Below are 21,322 nucleotides of genomic sequence, written 5' to 3'. Positions count from 1 at the left end.
GCCCAAATTATACATTTTCGTTCCTAAATTTTCGCTACAATAACAAAAATTTAAGGCTAGAAATGGAAATTTTAAAAGCAAAAAAGATCATCACTGGCGGAGAAAATCCAAAAATTTTAAGAAATTCTTGTGTTGTCATCGAGGACGATAAAATTTTAGAAATTACAAGCGAAAAAGAGGCAAAAAATAAATTTAAAAAGGCGAAAATTTGCGACTTTGGCGCAAGCGTGATCGCCCCAGCTTTTATAAACACGCACGTTCATTTGGAGTTTAGCTCAAACGTTAGCACACTAAGATATGGCGATTTTATAAAATGGCTTGGCTCTATCATAGATAAAGGCGGCGAGCTAGCCAAAATGGACGCTAAAAAAGCGATGCATGAAGCCATAAATTCGCTACTTAAAAGTGGAGTTTGTGCCATTGGCGAGATATCTAGCTTTGGCAGTGATCTTGAAATTTTGGCTGATAGTCCACTAAAAGTCGTGCTTTTTAGTGAAATTTTAGGCTCAAACGAGCAGATGACTCACAAAAATTTGCAAAATTTTCTAGCCAAATTTGAAAAGACAAAGGGCTATAAAAGCTCAAATTTCACCCCAGCTATCTCACTGCACTCGCCCTACTCTGTGCACCCAAGACTTGCCAAGGCCGCCCTTGAGATCGCTAAAAAAGATGACCTGCTTGTAAGCACGCACTTTTTAGAGAGCAAGGCTGAAAAGCAGTGGCTAGAACGTAGCAGCGGCGGCTTTAAAAAACATCTTTTAAGATTTAGCCCATATCCAAAGCCGATGTATGATGCGCAGGGCTATTTTGCGATGTTTCGTGAGATAAATACCCTTTTTACGCACTGCGTTTATGTGAGCGATTTTTCTAAATTTAAGCCTCACCACAGCGTGACACACTGCGCTGTTTCAAACAGACTGCTTGGCAAAAAGGCGCTAAATTTAAAAGAAATTTTCAAAAATAACGTCAGTCTAAATATCGGCACAGACGGCCTAAGCTCAAATATCAGCCTAAATTTCTGGCATGAACTAAGAGCCGCCCTTTTTACCCACGCCAGCCTTGATCTAAACGAGCTTGCCACTAGGCTTTTTGTCGCTGCAACGCATGGTGGCGCAAAGGCACTTAGGACAAATAATGGCGAGATAAAGGCAGGACGCGCGGCTGATCTTGCCGTCTATAACGACCTAGAGTGCGATGACAGTGAGCTAATACTTCAGCTCATACTTCATACAAACGAGGCTAAAAAACTATATATCGGAGGCAAAATTTGCAAATTTTAAGGCTTATTTTTAGAGGGATTTTGGGAATTTTTAAATTTATCAATAACTACTTTAAAGCGCTCATATTTTTACTGATACTATTTTTCATATTTGCGCCAAATGGCAAGATGAAAGAGCCAAATTTAGCCCGCATAGACATCACCGGCACGATAGTGGATACTAGCGAAATTTTAGAAGCGCTAGAAAAAGCAAGGCTGGATAGCAACATCAAAGGCGTGCTACTCTACATCGACAGCCCAGGCGGAGCGCTAAGCCCGAGCGTGGAGCTAGCCATGGCGGTCAAGCGACTAAAAGAGAGCAAAAAAGTGCTCGCATACGCCGCTGGCAATATGGCAAGTGGTAGCTACTACGCTGGCGTAAATGCCGACGCCATCATCGCAAACCCTGGCGCTTTCATAGGCTCGATAGGCGTCATCATGCAAGGGGCAAACATCGAAAATTTAGCCAAAAATTTAGGCGTGAGCGAGCAGGTGGTGAAGGCTGGCGAGTTTAAAGAGGCTGGCACCTTTATGAGGAGCTGGAGCAAGCAAGAGCGTGAGAGCTTGCAAGGGCTCGTAAATGACGCTTATATGCTATTTGTAAGCGACGTGGCGGAGGCTAGAAATTTAGACATCAAGAAAAAAGACGAGTGGGCAAACGCAAGGGTCTTTTTAGCGCATAATGCCCTAAAAATGGGGCTAATAGACAGCCTTGGTAGCTACATAGACGCTCAAAATGAGCTAGCTAAAATGAGCCTCGTAGATGAGCCCGTCTGGCAAGAAAAACCGCAGCTCGAAAAGATAATGGAGAAATTTACAAAGCAAGGCATAAACTCGCTTTTTAACGCATTTTTTGAGACAAAACTTAGATAAAAAACCGGCCAAGTTAAATTTAACTGGCTGGTAAAGCTTTTTATAGCTAGTTTATCTAAAATTCCCTTCGCTATCCACAAAAAGTTCTCGCTCTGCTATTTTTAGTTTCATTTATCCTTTGAAGCACTTTCTTACTGCCTGCCTATTTAAAATTTGCTCCGCCTGCTCGCTCTTTTGCTCGTCTTTATTTTCATTGCAAAATTTTATAGCTAGCTTTGCTCTATCTTGTATATGCTTTTGTATCGGATCTAGCCACTCGTCACTTAAGTTAAATTTAGCGTGCTTTCTAAATTCAAATTTACTAAGCTTTTCTAGGCCCTCTAAGTGTCTATCACATACAAAACGCTTTAGTTGTTCGTTAAATCCATAATCAAAGTGAGAAATTTTATCGCTCAATGCAGTATCAATATCTTTTAATTCATCTTGAGTTAAGAAGTTAATCATCGATAAGCCGTTATCAAATATCGGTGCTGCTCTTAATGGCATACCAGTGTCGTTATCTACAATCATACCAAAGTTACCCAAGTGCCTATCGGTATTATAAATAAGTGCGTCAAATACGAGTAAATCTCTTAATTTATCCTCTCCATATATCGCAGCAATTTTCATATTTCTATTCTCAACCGAAAGCTCGCCTCTTTTAAAAAAGTTACCCATAGGCACGTAACCCTCATTTTGGCTTGTAAAAATTTTACACGAGCTTATCAGTTCATTGTGAAATTTTTGTAAGTCGTATTTTATACACTCAAAGCCTAAAGCCTCTACTACTTGAGCCATATAAAATTCTGCATAAGCCTCTTTGCCATTGTTTGCGTAAGCTTTACTAGAGCCTTTATAGAGATAAATTCCGTCCCACTCCCTATACCAGCACTTCTTAAGCATTCCGTTAGTTGTGTATTCAGGCGAAGATGTAAAGCCACTTACTTTATGGCTCATACCACTAAAGGCAACTAAAGACAAAGCCTCGTCAAATTTATTATCGTAAAGATTATAGTTTTTCCATTTATAGTCATCGCCAGCTGGAGTAACCCAAAACGTATCATTTAAGCTAAGCCCAAATGATACGTCGATATAGTCCATAAGACTACGCTTTTCGTCCAAGCTATAAGAAGCAACAACCTTTTCTACAAAACGTCTATTATTCGGTATTCTTCTATTTTCTATCCAGGATTTTAAAGAGTTATTTAAATCGTTTATATCAATAGTTTTAGGCAAATACAAAGCGTCTTTAATTGCAATATTTACAACTTCATATTTGAAATTTTTACCGCCTATATCGTCGTATTCTTTGGCGTTAATACTAAATTCTAAAATAGTTTTGTCTTTATTTTTTAAATGATAAAACATTATTTTTACTCTTCTGCCTTTCTCATATCTGCCTTACCTTTTATCTCTTCTGCTGCCTCTAGGTCAAGCTGCGCTTTTTTAAACGCTTTACGAGCTTTATCAAGGCGGTTAGAATTCTTAACACTAGGGTCAAACTTCTCTGCTTCTTCAAGCTCATATTTCTTTTTGCCGTAATTCATTTGAGCGTTTTCTAAGCGCATAGTAGCATTATCTCCACCAGCTAAATTTGCACGTGAGGTTACTTTCCCAGTTACTGGGTTACGTCCGATAGTTAAATCTAAATCACGTTTAGCTGTTTCAGCATTGAGGCTACGATAACACTCTTTCCCCCCATCAATATTCCTGCTATAACACGTGGTCTATTTCTTGGGTCGGAGCAATCTACAGCTGCAAAGCTTATAGATGAAAATAAACTAACTAATAAAATATAAAGTAATGCTTTATTTTTCATTGCTTATTCCCCTTTACTCTTATCTTGCTCTTTTGAGCTGTCTAATCCTTTTCTCTTACGTAATCTTCTAAATGCACTTGAGAAAGTAGTTAGGCTCATACCTAGCTCTTTCTCTTCTTTTTTTACCGCAGCGAAGCCATCACTAAAATCACAAATGTATCCAAAACTATTTGCCATATAAGCCTCCTTTGTTTTTTAAATATTGTAATTTATATTTTTTAAAAATAAGTAAAATTTCAAATAATATTTAAATCGTAGAATAAAATGGAAATTTAAAGTAGATGGTGGAAGCGAGGGGGATCGAACCCCTGTCCAAAAACAAAATCCGTACAGCCTCTACACGCTTAGCAAAAGTGAAAATTTCATCTAAAAAGGCTCACTTTCCAAAACCAAAATTTTAGACTAAGACTAAAATTTCAGCTAGCAAGCAGTCACTTTGCTGGCCTACTCTAGCTAAATTACTCGCTTACATCCTAGCTAGAATGAGACAAAGCGAGGCTCAACTGAACTTACGCAACTTTAGCGTAAGCAGGAGCGAAATTAACGTTGTTTGCGTTTAAATTTAATTTGAGCTTTTTACGCTTTGCTCAAAGCGACGTGCCACCGTACACACTCTGCTCCTGTCGAAGCCAAGTCGCTCCCATAAAAAATGAAATGGTTTAGTTGGATTGTTTAGTCAAGCTTTGCAGGTACGTCAATGATCTTTGGCTCAAGGACGCTAAAATACTCTAGGTCTTTCTCGACGTCGCCTTTGTATTTATGAAACTGATCGCTAATAAGCAGCAACCAATCTATAAATTTATCATTTGCTGGACCTTTTAAGCTTCTAGCCTCTTGAGTGACCTCTTCAGCTAAAGTCGTTAGTTTCAAGATCGGGTCAAGATGCATAAAACCTGCTGCTGATTTGATATTGTGAAAGATCCTAGAAAGCTCTAAAATGCTCTCCTTATACTTATCAGCTCTTCCTAAATTTATTATCAAAGGCTCTAGTAAATCGCACATCAAAGTGTAGTGGGAGAGAAACTCCTCAACTATATCATAAGAATAATCGACTTCAAGCCTTTTTAATATACCCATTTTCATGTCCTTAAGAAATTGGCGTAATTGTAGCAAAATTTTGATAAAATTGTTAGCATTATCACAAATTTTACCGGACTTAGCCATGAGAGATGAAAAAATCGCAAAGAAAAAACTAACTATAAATGATATAAAAAATAAAAAAGGCATCGAGCCTATCGTGATGATAACCGCCTACGATGCGCTTTTTGCGAAGATTTTTGATGATTATGCTGATGTGATCCTTGTTGGCGATAGCTTAAATATGAGCTTTAATATGAAAGAGAGCACGCTAAGTGCCGATATGAGCACCATGCTTTATCACACAAAGGCCGTTTGCGCCGGGGCTAAAAAGACCTTTATCCTAGCTGATATGCCGTTTGGCAGCTACACAAATGAAAAACAAGCGATCAAAAATGCGATGAAATTTTTTAAGCAGACAAATGCCGATGCGGTGAAGCTTGAAGTTGGCATGCATCAGGTAAATTTAGTAAAACGTCTCTGCGAAGAGGGCATAAACATGATGGCCCACATCGGACTAAAGCCGCAGTTTTTTAAATTTGAGGGAGGATATAAGATAAAAGGCAGAAGTGAGCTTGAGGCAAAAAGGCTGGTTGAGGAGGCTTTGGCGTTTGAGCAAGCTGGCGCGTTTAGCATACTGCTTGAGGGCACGCTTAGCAAGGTAGCGAGCGAGATAACAAGGCAGGTTCGTGTGCCAGTTATCGGCATAGGCTCTGGAGCAGACGTTGATGGTCAGGTGCTTGTCTGGTCTGATATGCTGGGATTTTTCGAGGACTTTAAGCCAAAATTTGTTAAGCGCTATCTTGACGGAGCCACTCTTGTGCGAAAGGGTGTGCAAGAGTATGCAAATGAAGTAAAAAGCAAAATTTTCCCAAGCGAAGAGTTTTCGTATAAGGGCTAAATTTATAACTAAAATCAAAACGTAAATTCACTACAGCAAATTTTAACCACACGACACATCCTGTCATATCCTCTTTGTAAAATGCAAAAAACAAAGGAGAGGTGATGAGCAAAATAACAAAAGATCAAATTTACGAGCAGCTTGACAATATAGCCAGCACAAAAGAGTATTTAAAACTAGCCGAACTTGCTAAATTTGAGCTAAAAGATGATGGCTTGACTAGAGAAATTTATGAAAGAGCACTTTTTGATACAAATAGAAGCAGCATGTTAGCTAAGCTTGGTAGGCATGTTTTATGGCTTTTGCAAGATAGCGAGCTGGCTATAAGGTTTTTCAAGCAAGCCATGAAAAAAGAATTTAGTAAAGAGCAACGTAAAAATATCTTGCTTGGTAACTTCAAAAAGACATCAAATGAGCTAGCTTTTTTTGATGAATTCACAGACTTGATAAACGAAACTAACGAATTTGATGAGCTAATAAAGCTGTATCGTCACTTACCGCGTGAAATTTCACTAACAAAAGCCTTTTATCAAAGAGCCTCTGACCTTGTAAAAACATTTTATCAGTTTGAAAACATACTTAATATGGTTTATAAATTTGATAAAGATATGATGTGGGATATTTTTAACAAAAGCCCTTTTCCAAACAGGGCAATTCACTATTTTAACCTTAGTCAAATGGATATCTTTGACGAAGCGACAAAGGATGGCTTTTTTGATCAATTTATAGCACGTGAAAAAGAAATAATGAAGCTTATAGATGTGCTAGACTACAACGTGCTAAGCGATGATCAAAAAATAAAGATCATCAAAAAGGCAACCACTCTTGCGGACGATACGCCATCTTTTAAGATAGTGGCGATAGAAATTTTAAAGAATTTTTCAGATAAAGGGTGGGCGATAGATATAAAAAGCCTGCATGACGAGATGAAAAGTGCTGGCAAACTACAGCCCACAAAAAAGAAGAGGAGCTATAGAAGCTATTTTTTCTATAACTTTGCAAAAGAAAAACACCCACCCTTTTACACACTAAATGACTATGAAAAAAGTTATTCTATTCTTGATTATTTGATTGTTATTGGGCATAGCTACTATTATTCTGCGGAGCCTGATTATGACTGGTATGAAGATGAGTGGAGTTTTTTGGATTGGGAGGTAAAAAACGAACGTTTGATAGCACCAGATCACCTTTATGAGAGTGCGGAGGACTATCTAGATGAGACCAAAAAACTAATCTCCACAAACATAAAGATCAAAGGAATTTTACAATGGCTAAAGTAGAAATGAGATATTTTGATACAAAAGACGCCATAAATTTACAAGCCAAGATCGCCGAAGAGATAGGTGGTAAAGCTGGTTGTGACGCCAAATTTATAGCAAAGCTAGAGGATATTTTAGACAAGATCAAAGATGACAGTTGCTATCCAAATTTTAGTGACAAGCTAGCTCACCTCATCTGTTCATGTGTCGTACTTCGCCCATTTTTAGATGTCAATAAAAGCACAGCTTTAATGCTTGGTATCTTTTTTATATTGTTAAACAAGATGCCAATTGCTATAGAAAATTTTGCTTTTGCGGTACAAAATAGCATAATCTTGATCTCTAGATATAGACTTGGCGAAAGTGAGCTAAAAGATCTTATAGAGGGCTTTTTAAAGAGGTAAATTTAAAAAAGCTCTTCTGATTCAAGATAGTTTTGCGAGACATTTCGCTCTTTTTCATCGGTATTTACATGAAGAACGTAGTAGCCTATCTGTGTGTTGCTAGCATCAAGTAGCGGCACAACACAAAAATAGTGCGTCTTATATACGTAAAATTCATACTTTTTAAGGTCTATATCACGCAAAATTCCAACTATATTTAAATTTGCACTGCTTAAATTTTCGATGTAATAATCACTTAAAATTTGATCACTCGGCGCGCTTTTATGTGCTGGCATCTTATCTTTTGACAAGAGCACAAAGAGGTCGATGCCTTGCGTTTTATAGAAATTTCCAAGTGAGTCGTAGTTTAGTAAAACCTCGATGCTACCGATGTTTTTACCCTCATGCATCACATTTGAAACAGCCCTTATATGCACTCCAGCATACCACGCCTCGATGCCAACCATGGGCCTATCTTGACGCCTTGACTCTTGAACTAAAAACCTACCGCTAGCGATCATATCGCCATATCTATTTAGATCCCAGCTTCTTACGTAGCTTTTTAAGTCTTTGTCGTAAAGATGAAGTTTGATGTTGTTATACATCGACGCTGCGCCAAGGGTTTTGGTCAAATTTTCGATATTTTTTACGCACTCGTCGCGGTTTTGACCTAGCAAGCACATCTGTATAGACTCATTTTGAGCAAGAAGGATCGAGATCGCCATTGATGAAAATTTCGCATCATCGATGCTTTTATTAAGCTGCTTTACATGGTAATCAAAAAAGACACGCATATTATTTTGCTTTTTTTCAGCCATGTATGAGCTATAAAGAAAGTAAAAGAGGCTACCAAGCACCGCAAAAACGACTAAAACGATATAGATATTAAAATATTTTTTGTATTTACTCAAAACTAAGCCTTAGTTTTTTTTCTAAAAATTTAGCAAATTCATCAAATTTAGGCAGCTCAAGCTCGCTTTTTCTTTTGGGACTAGCCCAAACGCTATCTGGGAAAAATGCATCGTTTTCAAATCTCGCAATAACGTGAATATGCACGTGTGGCACGTAGTTTCCAAAGCTTGCGATGTTTATCTTAGTCGGTTTATAAAACTCAAGCATAGCCTTTTCAGCCACCAGCATCGCCTCAAAAAGCCTAGCCCTACTCGCCTCATCGCACTCGCTTAGCTCCCTATATGGCTTTGCGGTAAAAATTTTCACCCACGGAAGCTCGTTCTCTTCACGCTCAACTCTTATAAATTTATCTTCATATATCATTTTTGCCCCTATTTTATACGAAATTTCTCTCTCGCAAAAGCGTGTAAAGCTTGATCGTTGAGACAAAAAATGTCACAATCGCAGGTCCGAGGATCACGCCCCAGAAGCCAAAAGTGGTGATGCCAGCCATCATCGCAAAAAAGATGAGTAGCTCGTTTATCTTTGTTGGTATCTTGACTAATTTTGAGTTTATAAATTTAATGACAAGCGGCTTTAGCAACGTATCAGCACCAAATGAGATCACGATAATGGTGTAAAGTGTGATCGTGATAGCGGCTGCTGTGTTGCCATTTGCAAACTCATAAATGCTAATAGGCACCCATGCCAAAAAGCCACCAACAACTGGGATGAGCGAAGCAAAGCTAAAAAATATACCAGTTAGCACGCCATCATAGCCATAAAAGCTCGTTATGATGGCAAATAAAAAGCCTTGGATGATCATATTTGCAATGGTTGAGTAAAAAACCACGCCCATTACGTTACCCACCTCACTTAGCAAAAACTCGGTGTCGTCTTTTTTAAGCGGCAACGACTCTTTTAGGTAGCTTATAAGCTCGTTGCCATAGAGGTTGCAAAAGAAGAAAAATACTATGATGATGATCATATCGACGCCAAATTTAAGGCTTAGTTTGCCAAGGCTCGCGAGATTAGCAGCGACTTGTGAAAAGAGCATTTTTATATCAAGACCACTTATAAATTCCTTGATCTTTGGCTCTAAGAAATTTATTGACTCTGGCAGGCTAAAGTCGTAGTTTTTTATAAACTCAATCGTCTTTGTGACGTTGTTTATATCAAATCCAGCTGCGTACTTTGCGATCTCGATGACGGCGTAAATAAGTGGCGCGATAAATAAGCAAAGAAGCGCAAATGTCGTAAGTCCTGACGAGAGCGTCTTGCGATTTTTAGTAAGCGCTAAAAATGCGATCTGCACGTTTGCAACAGCCACCGCGAGCAGCGCTGCGATAAAAATGTCAAGTAAAAATGGTTTAAAAAGATAGACCACCAAAGCCAAAGCACAAAACGCAAAAATTCCAAAAAACAGTCTGTTATTCATTTTGCTCCCTTAAAATGGGGTAATTATAGCAGATTTATCAAAGCTACTCATTTGCTTGATAAATTTACTAAAAAACGCTTTGGCACCAAATTTGCAAAGAGCAGGCTTTTGGCATATTTAGCCTGCCACCGCTTAATAAATTTAGATAAATTTATGCCTTACGTAAATTTTCTTGCTCAAAAGCTCCTATAAATTTAGCCTTTTACGTGCACTGAAAATTTGCTCCGACAACCTCACACTCGTCACAAATTTGCATATAAATAGTGCCCTCGGCATCCGCCAAAGCACCAAAAGGAATTTGCGCTAGATATTTCATCGTTTTAGCGCATTTTGGGCATGCTAGATGCTCGCTGTCTTGCAGCCACTGCGGATATCCGCCAAGTAAAATTTCGCTATCTATCATATATGAGTAGTGAGCGCAAACCTCGCTGGCAAGCTCAAATTTTTGCCCATCAAGCACCGCCACAGCCTCTCTTACATAGTCTTCGTTCTCGCTCTCGCCTACTACTTCTGTTTGAACGCTATTGCCGTCGTTTTGGCAAAAATACTGCACAAAGCCCACGCATGTCGGGCAAAATTTAAGCACAGCGTCATTTTTAAGCTCTAGCCCAAGTCGCTTTAGACTCTCTTTTTTGATTGTAAATTCCAGCATCTCGCCGCTACAAAATTTACATTTTTCATCATTTGCAGCTTTAAATTTAACGCTAGCGTCCTCGTTTTTACTTGGCTCACAGGTAAAGCACCTATCAAAAACTAGGCTTCTTCTCTTGCCGCTGCTATCAAAGCTCCAGCCAGCAACCTGCGCGTATCCATCCATATCAACGTGAAGCTTTGCCTTCCAAGGCTTTGGCGCATTATAGAGCTTAAAAAATAGCTCTCTTACCACCTCATCGCCCTGCCACGCAAGTGCTGATAGGATGTGATTTAGCTTGACTATATTTTCTTCGCTTGAAAGCCTCTTTATAAGCTCATCTCTGATCTTTATTGAAGCCTTTTTGTAAATTTCAGGTGGGTAGTACCCGCTGTTTTTTGTCACTTCTTCGATAATCTGCTCGTCGCAAATGCCATGCAGATAAAAAATATATGTGAGGTCGCTGTAAATTTCATCATATTTATATAGCTCGTCAATGCGAGCGAGGATATCTTTCTGCCTCTTTTTGATCTCATCTTCGCTTAAGCCCTCGTAAAACTCCAGCTTCTCTTTTTGCCTACACTCATAGCAGATCCCGTCAAAGTAAATCGTCCTTTGCTTGCACTTAGGACAAAGATGTGGCTCGCCCATTTTTGCTCCAAATTTAAATTTCGCTACTCAAAAAGCCCTTTTTCGATGTCGATCTTGACGTTAAAGGTCTCAAAGCACTTCGCACTAGCGATCCTGCCCTTTGCTGTGCGCTCGATAAAGCCATTTGCAAGCAGATATGGCTCGATGACGTCCTCAACCGTGCCCTCGTCCTCGCTAAGTGCCGCTGCGATCGTGCTAAGTCCCATAGGACGGCGCCTTGCTTGCATCAAAATTTCTAAATACCTAATATCCATCTCGTCAAATCCAAGCGAATTTACACCAAGCGCATTAAGCCCCTCTTTTGCGCGCTCGTGGCTGATGATTAGCTCGTCATTTACCTCGGCAAAGTCGCGAATTCGCTTTAGTAGTCTAAGAGCGATCCTTGGCGTGGCACGTGAGCGTTTAGCGATCTCAAGCGAGGCGTTTTTGTCGCACTCTTTGCCAAGCTTAGCTGAGGCGATCTGCACGATACGGCTTAGCTCGCTGCTTGTGTAAAACTGCAGCCTAAAGTCCATCCCAAAGCGGTCTCTTAAAGGCGCTGAGATCATGCCAGCACGTGTCGTTGCGCCTATTAGCGTAAATTTTGGCAGGTCTATCTTGATAGTCTGGGCAGCTGGCCCTGAGCCAATTATAATATCAAGTCTAAAGTCCTCCATCGCAGGGTAAAGCACCTCCTCGATAGCTGGGCTTAGGCGGTGTATCTCGTCGATAAAAAGCACGTCACCCTCTTGTAAATTTGTAAGGATCGCTGCAAGATCGCCACTCTTTTCTATCATGGGAGCCGCAGTCATTTTGATACTCACGCCCATTTCGTTTGCGATGATGTGAGCAAGGGTCGTCTTACCAAGTCCTGGAGGGCCGTAAAATAACACGTGATCTAGACACTCGTTTCGCTTTTTGGCTGCTTTTATAAAGACGTCTAAATTTTGCTTGATCTTTTCTTGTCCGATGTAGTCTTCAAATTTTGTCGGTCTAAGCGAGACTTCAAAGTCATTTTCAAAGCTTACTTTTTCGATTTCAACGATTCTATCCAAAGTTTTTCCTTCTAAATTTAAGGCTTCATTTTACGCTTTTATGCTTAATCTAAGCTCGTTTAAATTTATAGTAAAAGGTGCTGCCTTCATTATAAACGCTATCGACGCCGTATAAAATGTCATGTTTTTGGCAAATTTCGCTGACGATATTTAGCCCAAGGCCAAAGCCGCCTTGGATTTCATCCTCTCTGACGTATCTTTTCCAGACCCTTTTTACGTCCTTTATCCCCTTGCCAAAGTCCTGCACGCTAAGATTGATGCGATCTGCTTCAAGCTCTAAATTTACTATTATCTCGCTCTCTTTTGGGCTGTATTTTATGGCGTTTGTGATGGTGTTATCGATGATGCGCTGAGCTTCGACCTTGCTTAGCATAGTAAATGCCTCGCTTGCTAAATTTGTCTTTACCACGATGTGCTTGACATCAGCCACGCTTGAGAGAAATTTTACTCGCTCTTTAACATACTCGCCTAAATTTAGCCTCTCAAGTGGAAATTTGATGTAGCCTCGTTTTATGAAGTACTCGACATCTTCGTAGGTTATTTGCATCTGTTTTAGAGCGTTTTTGATGCGGGTTATATACTTGTTTTCAAGTCCTAGCATCTCAAGGTTCATGCCAGCTACGCCAAGTGGGGTCTTTAGCTCATGCATAGCGTCGTTAAAAAAGTTGTTCATATACTTTTGAAACTCTTTATAAGGCTTAACGCTGCTTAGATATAAAAAATAGACGATAAAAAGCACTGCCACAAGGATGACAAGCAGCATGATAGCTGTTAAAAAGATGTTCTTTTTGTTGTCAAGCTCCTTTTCTACGACTATGTAGTAGGGGGTCTTATCTTTTATAAAAAAGCTCTTGTAAAAAAGGTACCCGCCCTCTTCTAGAGTTACAAATTTAAAGCTGCTTGGCTCTTTGGTAAGGGTTGAGATGACTGGTTTAAAATTTACGTCGTAGATCGCAAATTTATATTTTAATGAGCTAGCTATATTTTCGTTTTTGAGAAATGAATTTTTGATGATGGTTTCATGCTTCATAGCGCCAAAAAGGGCTTTTGAGCTGCTGTCTTTTTGGCTTAAATTTAAGATCACAAAGCTTTGAAAGCAAAAAAGCGACATTATGACAAATGTCGCTATGATCTGGATCTTAAAGCTCTTGTGCATCTATCTTGTAGCCTATGCGCCTCTTTGAGATGATGAAGTTATTGTTTGTCTTGTTTCTTATCTTTAAAACGTGCATCCTTATATCAGCGCCCTCGATCTCTTTGTCGTTCCAAACAAGATCTCTAAGCTCCTCCATGCTGACGTAAGAATTTAGATGTGAGACCAAACACTCGACCAAAGCGACCTCTTTTGCACTAAGATCAACAGCTTTGTCGTTTTTATATAGCACACGCTTGTTTAGGTTAAAGCTAAACTCGTCATTTATCTTAACTATGTTTTTATCGTCAGTGCCATAGTATTTTCGCATAAGCTCAGCAACTCTAAATTTAAGCTCAGCAAGCTCAAATGGCTTTTTTAGATACTCATTACAGCCAAGTTCGTAGCCAATCGCCATATCGTCAATATCAACTAAAGATGTCGTTATCATGATAGGAGCGTTTGGATTTAGACTTCTTATATACTTGATGACTTCGTGACCATTTACTCCAGGCACTTTTATGTCAAGTATAAAAAGATGATAGAAATTTTTCTCTATCAGATCGCAAGCCTCTTGACCGTCGCTCACCGCTGTAACTTCATAACCAAGCGTCTGCAAAAACTCACAGACGCTCTCTTGAAACCCCAAATCATCTTCTAAAAGTAAAATCTTCAAAACGCTCTCCTAAAAAACAAACTTTAATAAGATTTTTATCTATTGTAATACTTAATAGGTAAATTTCAAATTAAAATTCTTTTTTAAGTATTAAATAAAAATTTGTCCTGCATAGACTATGTAATATCTTAGCAAAAAGACACCACAAATGACTAAAATAGCGTTAAGCACGGCAAATTCGCGTTTGAAATCATGCACCTTTAAAACGCTTAAGTCCAAGATGATAGGCACAGCCATACCAAGACCTATGACGCCGATATAAAACATCAGCCCAAGAGAATTTGCACTAAGTGCGTTTGAGACGCTCTCCGCACTACTTACGCTTGCACCTTTTACAACCATGAAAAGAGCAACTATTAGCAAAAACTCAACTATTATCGCAAAAAAGTCAAATTTTAATAAATAGTGTGCAGCATCGTTATGCTTTTTCTCTTTGTCTTTTAGCACACCGATTAGTAGCGTAAATGCGCCAGCACAGCTTAAACCAGAGACTAAGAATAATAGTGGCAAAACTGGTGTGTTCCAAAGTGCTATCTTATGAGCTGCGCTTAGCAAGAAGCCTGTATATGCACCAACGCCAATGCCAAGGATGAAAAGTAAAACTCCAAGCAAACCTGAAAGCTTGCTAGCTATATTTGCAACCACGTCGCAGATAGAAATTTTAAGTGCGGCGATCTCATTTTTAAACGCGCCAACTGCGTAGATAACGCTTAGCGGAGTATAAACTAGAAGCAGCGCAACACCTATTGACATAACTGAGTCAAAGTTGTAAAGCAAGAGTATCCAGTAAAAGCTTAGCGGCTTGCCAAGGTCAACTACCAAAAGTGCAAGACCAAAGATGATCGCTACTGGAGCGATAAGAGCGGCTGCTTTGAAGTAGTGGTTATCTTTGCCGTATTTGCCAGCTAAAAGCACTGCAACGATACTAGCACCTGCACTAAGTCCTGCTAAAAATAGATAAAATGCTATTGGCCAGCCCCAGTAAATTTCAGTGTACTGAGCTAGACTTCCTGACATGCTATTCATTGTGTGCTCCTTTTGTGTTTGCGATCATTGCAAGTAGAGGTTTTGTCTTTAACTCCTCTTTTGGCAAGTAGTATTTTGACTCTTTTAGTAGTTTTGATACTTTAGAATTCTCATCGTTGATATCGCCAAAAGTTAGTGCATTTGTAGGGCATACGCTCACACATGCAGGGTCTTTGCCCTCTTCTAGTCTGCTCTCGTAGCAGAACGTACATTTACCTATCTCACCATCAGGCAACACAAAACGTGCATCATATGGACAGGCTAGGATGCAGTATTTGCAGCTAACGCAAATTCTGTGATCAAGCAGCGTCACGCCATCAGCCGTTTTAAAGCTAGCTCCAGTTGGGCAAACCTCAACACAAGGCGCATCTTCGCACATAACGCAGCTTTGACGTAAAAAGTCAGTCTTTAAATTTGGAAATGTCCCACTCATCTTCGCATGTACTTGCAAGCGGTAAACGCCCATTGGTACTTTGTTTGCACTTCTACATGCTACCGAACAGCCTTGGCAGCCGATGCATAAATTTTCATCATGTATCATCATATATTTTTTCATTTTCTAATCCTTACGCTTTACTTATGCTAACGCCAACGTTTGTGACCATAGTTGCAGCTACTGGGCCCTCTGCTGGGTCAAGAAGCACACTTGTATTTAAGCCAACGTGGTTGATAGTTTTTAGGCCTGGGGTGATGTGTCCAAAGCCGTGGTAAACAAAGAGTGTATCCTCTCTGATGCCCTCTGTTAGCATTAGATGACCTTTTTGCTCGCCAAATTTGTTTTTGACAAGGACTGTGTCGCCATCTTTTAAATTTTTCTTTTTCGCTGTATTTGGATGTATCCAGATCGGACTATCACTCATAAGGTCATTTAGATAAGGAACAGCTTGTGTGTGGCCGTTAGTATGGATAGGTGTCTTGCCGCAAGTTAGGCATAGATCGTGTCCATCAAAAGTATCCATATCTTTGTCATTTAGTGCGCCATATCCTGCGAAATGCTCTTCAACCTCTGGTAAGAATAGCTCTATCTTGCCGCTCTTTGTTTTAAGCTTCGCCATATCGTCCATTAGGCCATTTTCACCAACAAATTTAGTTGCGTTTGGATATTTAGCTACAAATTTCTCGATCATGCCTTTTTCTCTAAACAAAATACCCGGCTCATCCCATGTGATATAGCCATCTTTTTCTAGCGCAGCAAGTAAATTTGCATCTCCGCCAGCTTGTTGCATTCTAAACTCACGCATATCATTCCAAGTGTAAAGCTCATCTATCTTCATGCGGCGTGCTAGCTCTCTAAAGATAAATGCCCCGTCCTTCGTGTCACCAACTGGATCAACGACTTTATTTCTTATCATATAAGCTGGTTTTAGACCTGACTTATCCTCGATACCTTCGTCGCGCTCTAGGTAGCTGCTCTCAGGCAAGATAACGTCCGCAAATGTCGCCATATCGTTTAGATAAACGTCACTTACTACGATAAGATCAAGCTTTTTCATAGCCTCGATACTCTTCATCGTTCCAGCCACGTTTATAAGGTGGTTAAATCTTATATTAAACCAGCCCTTTATCTCGTATGGTTTAGAGCTTAAGATCGCTTCATTGATATCCATTAAAACGCCGTGTTTTCTGCTTACAAATTTATGCACTCCAGCGTCGCCTGCGAAGTCTAGCCTAGTGACTTTTGGCACTTTAAATTTATCATCTGGGTTTTTAAGAACTGGGAATTTATCCTCGCCAACTAGTTTGTTAAAGGTTTTTGCGTTTTTGCCACCAAAAAGACCGCCTTTGACCTCCCAGTTGCCCATCATAGCATTTGCAACCATTATAGCTTTTGTTCTCATGTACTCAGCTCTTGTGGTGGTTGTGTTGTGACCAAAATCAAAAATAACTTTTGGAGCAGCTTTGTAAATTTCATCAGCTATTCTTCTTACGTCACTTGCTTTTATGCCAGTGATGCTCTCTTGCCACTCAGGTGTTTTGCCCTCGACGCTCTTTACGATCTCATCAAAGCCAGTTGTAAATTTCTCAATAAATTCTTTATCATAAGTGCCATTTTGTATCCAAGTGTTGATAAGTGCTAATACAAACGCTAGGTCAGTTCCTGGTTTAACTGGTAGCCACTCATCAGCTTTTGCAGCTACAACGCTAAATCTTGGCTCAAGCACAAGTAGCTTCGTATCTTTTTTAGCTGCAAATTTAGCAAGCTTTTTGGCATCAGCTATGACGATGCCCTCAAAGAGGTTGTGACCAAAATTTACAACGTATTTTGCATTTGCAAAGTCTCTTTTTAGCTTAGCGATGCCATACATCTGCTCACAGACCATTTGGTAGGTGATCGGACAGCTTGAAAAGTGCGAAAAGCAGTTTGGCGAGCCATAAGCTGAGGCAAAATTTACCATCAGCTTGTGCGTTTGCGAGCTTTTACAGGTAAATACAAAACTTTCAGGGCCATACTTTTGCTTGATCTCAAGCATTTTTGAAGCAACTAGATCAAGTGCTTCGTCCCAGCTAACCTCGCGCCATTTATTCTCACCTCTCTCACCAGCTCTAATTAATGGCTTTTTGATCCTATTTTCATCATAGAGCTGACTAAGGCCTGAGCCGCCTCTTGCACAAAGAGAGGTTGCCGTGCCACCAGCTTTTGGATTGCCACTTAAAAAGCGAACTTTGCCATCAACGACTTTTGCTTCGATAGGACACCTTGAAGAGCACATCTCACAAAAGCTATGAACGTGCTTTTCGCCTCCATTTGTAGCACCTTGCAAAGCACCACCTGATAGAGATGATGCAGCTGCGCTAACTCCTGCACTGAATTTTAAAAATTCTCTTCTATTTAAGCTCATCTTTCTCCCTTTAAAAGAAATTTTACTTCTGTTATTTTATTATTTAAAGTTAAAACTAAAATTAAATTTTATTTAATAATTTTTTTTAATTTCTATTTTTTATGGTATGTGAGATCAAATATCAAAATAGAGCAAATTTTAAAAATGATAAATTAAGAAAGATTAAATTTTAGCGCGATTTTTGTGTGATTTATAAAAATAAAAAATTTAAAATTTAAAAAGAGATATTATTTAAGGATTTGATATAAAAATTGAAAATTTAAAGTGTGTTAAAAAAGCCGAGAGAGATCTCGGCTTAAGTTTTATATAAGAACTGGAGCTACTATAAATCCAAGGATAACCGATAATGCAACCATTATAGTTCCTGGGATGAAGAATGAGTGGTTAAACACAAATTTACCAACTCTTGTAGTTCCTGTATCGTCCATCGCTATCGCACCTAGTGTTGTAGGATATGTTGGCAATACAAATAGACCAGAAACTGCAGCAAATGAAGCTACAAGGATCCAAATTTGACCTGAATTTTCAGGGCTAGTCATACCAAGAGCAGCAGCAACAGCAGGCATCATAACCTTTGTTGTAGCAGCTTGAGAGTATAGCAAGCAGCTTAAGAAATAAAGCGCAACAGCTAGGATAAATGGATACTGAGTAACGAAGTCTTTTGCAACCTCTTTGATAGCGTCAAGGTGTCCATTAACAAATGTTGTACCAAGCCATGCGATACCAACAACGCAGATGCACGCATTCATACCGCTTTGGAAAGTGCTAGTTGATAGAAGTTTGCCTGTCTCAACTTTGCAAGCTACTGCTATTGTAAAGCCGATAGTTAGCATAAAGCTAATGATAGCTGCATCTCTTGAAAGGATAGGTTTTTCTACTAAATTTAAGCTCTTTGAAATGCATAGTGCATAACAAACAACGATCAAAACACCAACTGCAAAGATAGCAACTGATCTTTTTGCGTATGGTTTTGGCTCGTGATACTCGACATCCTTAACCTCTGCAACCAAACCTTTTGCAAGTCTATCTTGGTAGATAGGATCTTTTGAAAGGTCAAGATCGTAAAATTTATTGATAATAAACGCAGTGATAATCATCGCAACAAATGTAGTTGATATACAAATAAATAGCAACACTGGATAGCTAACACCTAGCTTTTCACATAGACCGCTCATAGCAACAAACGCAGCAGAGATAGGGCTTGCAGTGATCGCCACTTGAGAAGAGACAACCGAAAGCGCAAGTGGAGCTGAAGGTTTGATGTTTTGAGTTTTTGCAACCTCAACGATAACAGGGATCATAGAAAACGCAGTGTGTCCAGTTCCTGCAAGGATAGTTAAAAAGTAAGTAACTATCGGAGCAAGAAAGTTGATTTGTTTTGGATTCTTGCGTAAAATTTTTGTTGCTACTTGAACTAAATAGTCAAGTCCGCCAGCAACTTGCAAAGCTGTGATCGCTGAGATAACTGAAGCGATGATCAAGATAACATCCATAGGGATGTCTTTCATATCGACTTTCATACCAAGTAAAGCAAGTATCACAACGCCTAGACCACCTGCGTAGCCAACGCCCATACCACCTAGTTTGACACCAAGATAGATGCCGCCAAATAGGACTATAATCTGTAAGATCAGCATTATATCCATCGAAAACTCCTTTATTAAATTTTATTACTAAAATCACCACTTAAGCGTGTCAGAATTTTGGCACGCTTTTAATAATACTTTGCTTAAAATTTTACTTAACCATGCTCGGATTTAGCATATTTTTAGGCTCTAAAATCTTATCGATCTCTTCTTTGCTTAGATAGCCTCTCTCTAGGCAGATATCGCCAACTGCTTTGCCTGTTTGAAGGGCTTCTTTAGCGATACTTGCTGATTTTTCGTAACCGATATATGGGTTAAACGCTGTTACGATACCAACTGAGCCAAGAACTGATTTTAGGCAAGCCTCAGGGTTTGCTGTAAGTTTTTTGATAGCTTTTTGGGCTAGTGTTTTCATAGCATTTTCAAGGATAAATATAGAGTTAAATAGCGCATAAGCGATGCCTGGCTCAAACGCATTTAGCTCAAATTCGCCTCTTTCAGAACAAAGCATGATAGTTACATCGTTGCCGATTACTTCATAGCACGCTTCACCTACAACCTCAGCGATAACTGGATTTACCTTACCTGGCATGATTGAGCTGCCTGGTTGCATTTGAGGTAAATTTATCTCGCCAAGACCACATCTTGGACCTGAGTTCATTAGCCTTAAGTCGTTTGCAATTTTTGAAAGTCTAACAGCGGCAGTTTTTAACGCTCCACTTACGTGAACGAAGTCTGCTGTATCTTGAGTAGCTGCGATGAAGTCATCAGCCTTTTTAAAATCAACTCCAGTGATCTCTTTTAGTTTTTTAACAACTACATTTTTATACTCTGGGTGGCAGTTGATGCCTGTACCTATCGCAGTTGCGCCCATGTTTAGATGTGTCATTGACTCACGAGCAGCTGTGATCTTTTCGATGTCACTTTTGATGTAGCTTGCAAATGCGTTAAAAGTGTTGCCAAGTGTTGTAGGGACGGCATCTTCAAGCTCTGTTCTACCCATTTTGATGATATCTTTAAATTCTTTTGCTTTTTTCTCAAGCTCATCTTTTAGTAAATTCATAGCAGCAAGCAAGTCAGTAAGTTTTGCATAAGTTGCTACTTTAATAGAGCTTGGATAAGTATCATTTGTGCTTTGTCCAAGGTTTGTGTGATCATTTGGATGGATGTATTGATACTCGCCTTTTTTGTGGCCAAGACTCTCAAGTGCGATGTTTGTAATGACCTCGTTTGAGTTCATATTTGTACTTGTTCCTGCGCCACCTTGAACCATATCAACGACAAATTGATCTAAAAACTCACCAGCTATTACTCTATCAGCAGCTTTTGCCAAAGCATCAGCTATCTTTGGATCTAAAACGCCAACCTCTTTATTTGCAAGCGCAGCAGCTTTTTTAATCTGTGCAAATGCCTTTACGAAGTATGGATACTCTTTTAGTGTTCTACCACTCATGTGAAAATTCTCAGTAGCCCTAAATGTTTGGATACCATAGTAAAATTCGTCAGAAATTTCCAACTCGCCAATAAAATCATGTTCTTTTCTGGTTGCCATAACAGCTTCTCCTTAGTAAAAAATTGTTACCGAGTGAAATTATATAGGTATTTGAGATTTTAAATATTAATGACTACTTATTTTTTTTAAGTTTTAAGCTTTTGACTTGATATGCCGCTCTTTGAAAGAAAATTATATTTCATATTTAAGCTAATTTTTAGGAATTTACTTGTCTAAATTGTTATATTACTAATAATATTACTTTTTTATTATATAAAAAGGGTCAAATCAGCTCAGATTTATCCTACACTTTAAGTTTAAAAGCCATTTTTGAGAAAATTTAACAAAATATTAATATAAATTCAAAGTTATCAAA

22 protein-coding genes and 1 other RNA gene are annotated in these 21,322 nt (G+C 39.1%); 5 read left to right on the top strand and 18 right to left on the bottom strand.

Annotated features, from left to right (window positions below):
• Positions 1-62: 62 nt before the first annotated feature.
• Together mqnF and sppA are read left to right on the top strand one after the other, a co-directional pair.
• Entirely contained in the window at positions 63-1,280 is a 1,218-nt protein-coding gene (gene mqnF, locus G6W42_RS08620; protein WP_194173691.1) for an aminofutalosine deaminase family hydrolase, read from the top strand.
• Positions 1,268-2,131, top strand: coding sequence for a signal peptide peptidase SppA (gene sppA / locus G6W42_RS08615; protein WP_194173690.1), 864 nt, complete (start codon positions 1,268-1,270; stop codon positions 2,129-2,131). Before mqnF ends, sppA begins: the two co-directional genes overlap by 13 nt.
• 111 nt (positions 2,132-2,242) lie before the next feature.
• Here sppA and G6W42_RS08610 read toward each other — a convergent pair whose 3' ends face one another.
• From G6W42_RS08610 to G6W42_RS08585, 6 genes are all read right to left on the bottom strand, one after another.
• On the bottom strand, positions 2,243-3,478 hold the full coding sequence (locus G6W42_RS08610) for a transcriptional regulator (RefSeq protein WP_194173689.1): 1,236 nt from the start codon (positions 3,476-3,478) through the stop codon (positions 2,243-2,245).
• Positions 3,479-3,483: 5 nt separating this feature from the next.
• Positions 3,484-3,678, bottom strand: coding sequence for a hypothetical protein (locus G6W42_RS08605; RefSeq protein WP_242042730.1), 195 nt, complete (start codon positions 3,676-3,678; stop codon positions 3,484-3,486).
• Between the two features lie 77 nt (positions 3,679-3,755).
• On the bottom strand, positions 3,756-3,929 hold the full coding sequence (locus G6W42_RS08600) for a hypothetical protein (RefSeq protein WP_194173688.1): 174 nt from the start codon (positions 3,927-3,929) through the stop codon (positions 3,756-3,758).
• A gap of 3 nt (positions 3,930-3,932) precedes the next feature.
• The gene (locus tag G6W42_RS08595; protein WP_194173687.1) at positions 3,933-4,106 is read right to left on the bottom strand and encodes a hypothetical protein; all 174 of its coding nucleotides are present in this window, start codon (positions 4,104-4,106) and stop codon (positions 3,933-3,935) included.
• A gap of 105 nt (positions 4,107-4,211) precedes the next feature.
• Positions 4,212-4,571: a transfer-messenger RNA gene (gene ssrA, locus G6W42_RS08590) on the bottom strand.
• A 30-nt stretch (positions 4,572-4,601) separates the two neighbouring features.
• Positions 4,602-5,006 carry a hypothetical protein gene (locus G6W42_RS08585; protein ID WP_004317574.1) on the bottom strand — a complete coding sequence of 135 codons (405 nt, stop codon included), beginning with the start codon at positions 5,004-5,006 and terminating at the stop codon, positions 4,602-4,604.
• 85 nt (positions 5,007-5,091) lie between these two features.
• On the opposite strand from G6W42_RS08585, the gene panB reads away from it, so the two are divergent.
• From panB to G6W42_RS08570, 3 genes are all read left to right on the top strand, one after another.
• The gene (panB, locus tag G6W42_RS08580; protein WP_194173686.1) at positions 5,092-5,907 is read left to right on the top strand and encodes a 3-methyl-2-oxobutanoate hydroxymethyltransferase; all 816 of its coding nucleotides are present in this window, start codon (positions 5,092-5,094) and stop codon (positions 5,905-5,907) included.
• A gap of 104 nt (positions 5,908-6,011) precedes the next feature.
• Positions 6,012-7,187, top strand: coding sequence for a hypothetical protein (locus G6W42_RS08575; protein WP_194173685.1), 1,176 nt, complete (start codon positions 6,012-6,014; stop codon positions 7,185-7,187).
• Positions 7,175-7,570 carry a Fic family protein gene (locus G6W42_RS08570; protein WP_194173684.1) on the top strand — a complete coding sequence of 132 codons (396 nt, stop codon included), beginning with the start codon at positions 7,175-7,177 and terminating at the stop codon, positions 7,568-7,570. Before G6W42_RS08575 ends, G6W42_RS08570 begins: the two co-directional genes overlap by 13 nt.
• Positions 7,571-7,572: 2 nt before the next feature.
• On the opposite strand, the gene G6W42_RS08565 is transcribed toward G6W42_RS08570, so the two are convergent.
• From G6W42_RS08565 to G6W42_RS08510, 12 genes are all read right to left on the bottom strand, one after another.
• Entirely contained in the window at positions 7,573-8,460 is an 888-nt protein-coding gene (locus G6W42_RS08565; protein ID WP_194173683.1) for a cache domain-containing protein, read from the bottom strand.
• Complete coding sequence (locus G6W42_RS08560; RefSeq protein WP_103578136.1) at positions 8,453-8,824, bottom strand: HIT family protein; 372 nt, start codon at positions 8,822-8,824, stop codon at positions 8,453-8,455. The genes G6W42_RS08565 and G6W42_RS08560 overlap by 8 nt, the downstream gene beginning before the upstream one ends.
• 13 nt (positions 8,825-8,837) lie before the next feature.
• Positions 8,838-9,878, bottom strand: coding sequence for an AI-2E family transporter (locus tag G6W42_RS08555; RefSeq protein ID WP_194173682.1), 1,041 nt, complete (start codon positions 9,876-9,878; stop codon positions 8,838-8,840).
• 202 nt (positions 9,879-10,080) lie between these two features.
• Entirely contained in the window at positions 10,081-11,160 is a 1,080-nt protein-coding gene (locus G6W42_RS08550; RefSeq protein WP_194173681.1) for a cytochrome C, read from the bottom strand.
• A 23-nt stretch (positions 11,161-11,183) separates the two neighbouring features.
• Complete coding sequence (gene ruvB, locus G6W42_RS08545) at positions 11,184-12,194, bottom strand: Holliday junction branch migration DNA helicase RuvB (RefSeq protein WP_009294236.1); 1,011 nt, start codon at positions 12,192-12,194, stop codon at positions 11,184-11,186.
• A 49-nt stretch (positions 12,195-12,243) separates the two neighbouring features.
• On the bottom strand, positions 12,244-13,350 hold the full coding sequence (locus G6W42_RS08540; protein WP_194173680.1) for a sensor histidine kinase: 1,107 nt from the start codon (positions 13,348-13,350) through the stop codon (positions 12,244-12,246).
• Complete coding sequence (locus tag G6W42_RS08535; RefSeq protein WP_103617539.1) at positions 13,334-14,002, bottom strand: response regulator transcription factor; 669 nt, start codon at positions 14,000-14,002, stop codon at positions 13,334-13,336. Before G6W42_RS08535 ends, G6W42_RS08540 begins: the two co-directional genes overlap by 17 nt.
• A 90-nt stretch (positions 14,003-14,092) precedes the next feature.
• The gene (gene nrfD, locus G6W42_RS08530) at positions 14,093-15,028 is read right to left on the bottom strand and encodes an NrfD/PsrC family molybdoenzyme membrane anchor subunit (protein ID WP_194173679.1); all 936 of its coding nucleotides are present in this window, start codon (positions 15,026-15,028) and stop codon (positions 14,093-14,095) included.
• The gene (locus G6W42_RS08525; protein ID WP_194173678.1) at positions 15,021-15,584 is read right to left on the bottom strand and encodes a 4Fe-4S dicluster domain-containing protein; all 564 of its coding nucleotides are present in this window, start codon (positions 15,582-15,584) and stop codon (positions 15,021-15,023) included. Before G6W42_RS08525 ends, nrfD begins: the two co-directional genes overlap by 8 nt.
• Positions 15,585-15,594: 10 nt before the next feature.
• Positions 15,595-17,868 carry a thiosulfate reductase PhsA gene (gene phsA, locus G6W42_RS08520; protein WP_194173677.1) on the bottom strand — a complete coding sequence of 758 codons (2,274 nt, stop codon included), beginning with the start codon at positions 17,866-17,868 and terminating at the stop codon, positions 15,595-15,597.
• Between the two features lie 302 nt (positions 17,869-18,170).
• Complete coding sequence (locus tag G6W42_RS08515) at positions 18,171-19,514, bottom strand: anaerobic C4-dicarboxylate transporter (protein WP_021090082.1); 1,344 nt, start codon at positions 19,512-19,514, stop codon at positions 18,171-18,173.
• Between the two features lie 91 nt (positions 19,515-19,605).
• The gene (locus G6W42_RS08510) at positions 19,606-21,006 is read right to left on the bottom strand and encodes an aspartate ammonia-lyase (protein WP_021090103.1); all 1,401 of its coding nucleotides are present in this window, start codon (positions 21,004-21,006) and stop codon (positions 19,606-19,608) included.
• Positions 21,007-21,322 lie beyond the last annotated feature (316 nt).

This window comes from Campylobacter concisus (assembly GCF_015230015.1).
Classification (GTDB): domain Bacteria; phylum Campylobacterota; class Campylobacteria; order Campylobacterales; family Campylobacteraceae; genus Campylobacter_A; species Campylobacter_A concisus_AF.
This window is presented reverse-complemented; position numbering and strand designations above follow the sequence as displayed.

Bases quoted from the DNA above. Each gene is read 5' to 3' on its own strand.
- mqnF (WP_194173691.1), top strand. From the start codon at position 63: ATGGAAATTTTAAAAGCAAAAAAGATCATCACTGGCGGAGAAAATCCA.
- G6W42_RS08610 (WP_194173689.1), bottom strand. From the start codon at position 3,478: ATGTTTTATCATTTAAAAAATAAAGACAAAACTATTTTAGAATTTAGT.
- G6W42_RS08605 (WP_242042730.1), bottom strand. From the start codon at position 3,678: ATGCGCTTAGAAAACGCTCAAATGAATTACGGCAAAAAGAAATATGAG.
- G6W42_RS08600 (WP_194173688.1), bottom strand. From the start codon at position 3,929: ATGAAAAATAAAGCATTACTTTATATTTTATTAGTTAGTTTATTTTCA.
- G6W42_RS08595 (WP_194173687.1), bottom strand. From the start codon at position 4,106: ATGGCAAATAGTTTTGGATACATTTGTGATTTTAGTGATGGCTTCGCT.
- G6W42_RS08585 (WP_004317574.1), bottom strand. From the start codon at position 5,006: ATGGGTATATTAAAAAGGCTTGAAGTCGATTATTCTTATGATATAGTT.
- panB (WP_194173686.1), top strand. From the start codon at position 5,092: ATGAGAGATGAAAAAATCGCAAAGAAAAAACTAACTATAAATGATATA.
- G6W42_RS08575 (WP_194173685.1), top strand. From the start codon at position 6,012: ATGAGCAAAATAACAAAAGATCAAATTTACGAGCAGCTTGACAATATA.
- G6W42_RS08570 (WP_194173684.1), top strand. From the start codon at position 7,175: ATGGCTAAAGTAGAAATGAGATATTTTGATACAAAAGACGCCATAAAT.
- G6W42_RS08560 (WP_103578136.1), bottom strand. From the start codon at position 8,824: ATGATATATGAAGATAAATTTATAAGAGTTGAGCGTGAAGAGAACGAG.
- G6W42_RS08555 (WP_194173682.1), bottom strand. From the start codon at position 9,878: ATGAATAACAGACTGTTTTTTGGAATTTTTGCGTTTTGTGCTTTGGCT.
- G6W42_RS08550 (WP_194173681.1), bottom strand. From the start codon at position 11,160: ATGGGCGAGCCACATCTTTGTCCTAAGTGCAAGCAAAGGACGATTTAC.
- G6W42_RS08540 (WP_194173680.1), bottom strand. From the start codon at position 13,350: ATGCACAAGAGCTTTAAGATCCAGATCATAGCGACATTTGTCATAATG.
- nrfD (WP_194173679.1), bottom strand. From the start codon at position 15,028: ATGAATAGCATGTCAGGAAGTCTAGCTCAGTACACTGAAATTTACTGG.
- G6W42_RS08525 (WP_194173678.1), bottom strand. From the start codon at position 15,584: ATGAAAAAATATATGATGATACATGATGAAAATTTATGCATCGGCTGC.
- phsA (WP_194173677.1), bottom strand. From the start codon at position 17,868: ATGAGCTTAAATAGAAGAGAATTTTTAAAATTCAGTGCAGGAGTTAGC.
- G6W42_RS08515 (WP_021090082.1), bottom strand. From the start codon at position 19,514: ATGGATATAATGCTGATCTTACAGATTATAGTCCTATTTGGCGGCATC.
- G6W42_RS08510 (WP_021090103.1), bottom strand. From the start codon at position 21,006: ATGGCAACCAGAAAAGAACATGATTTTATTGGCGAGTTGGAAATTTCT.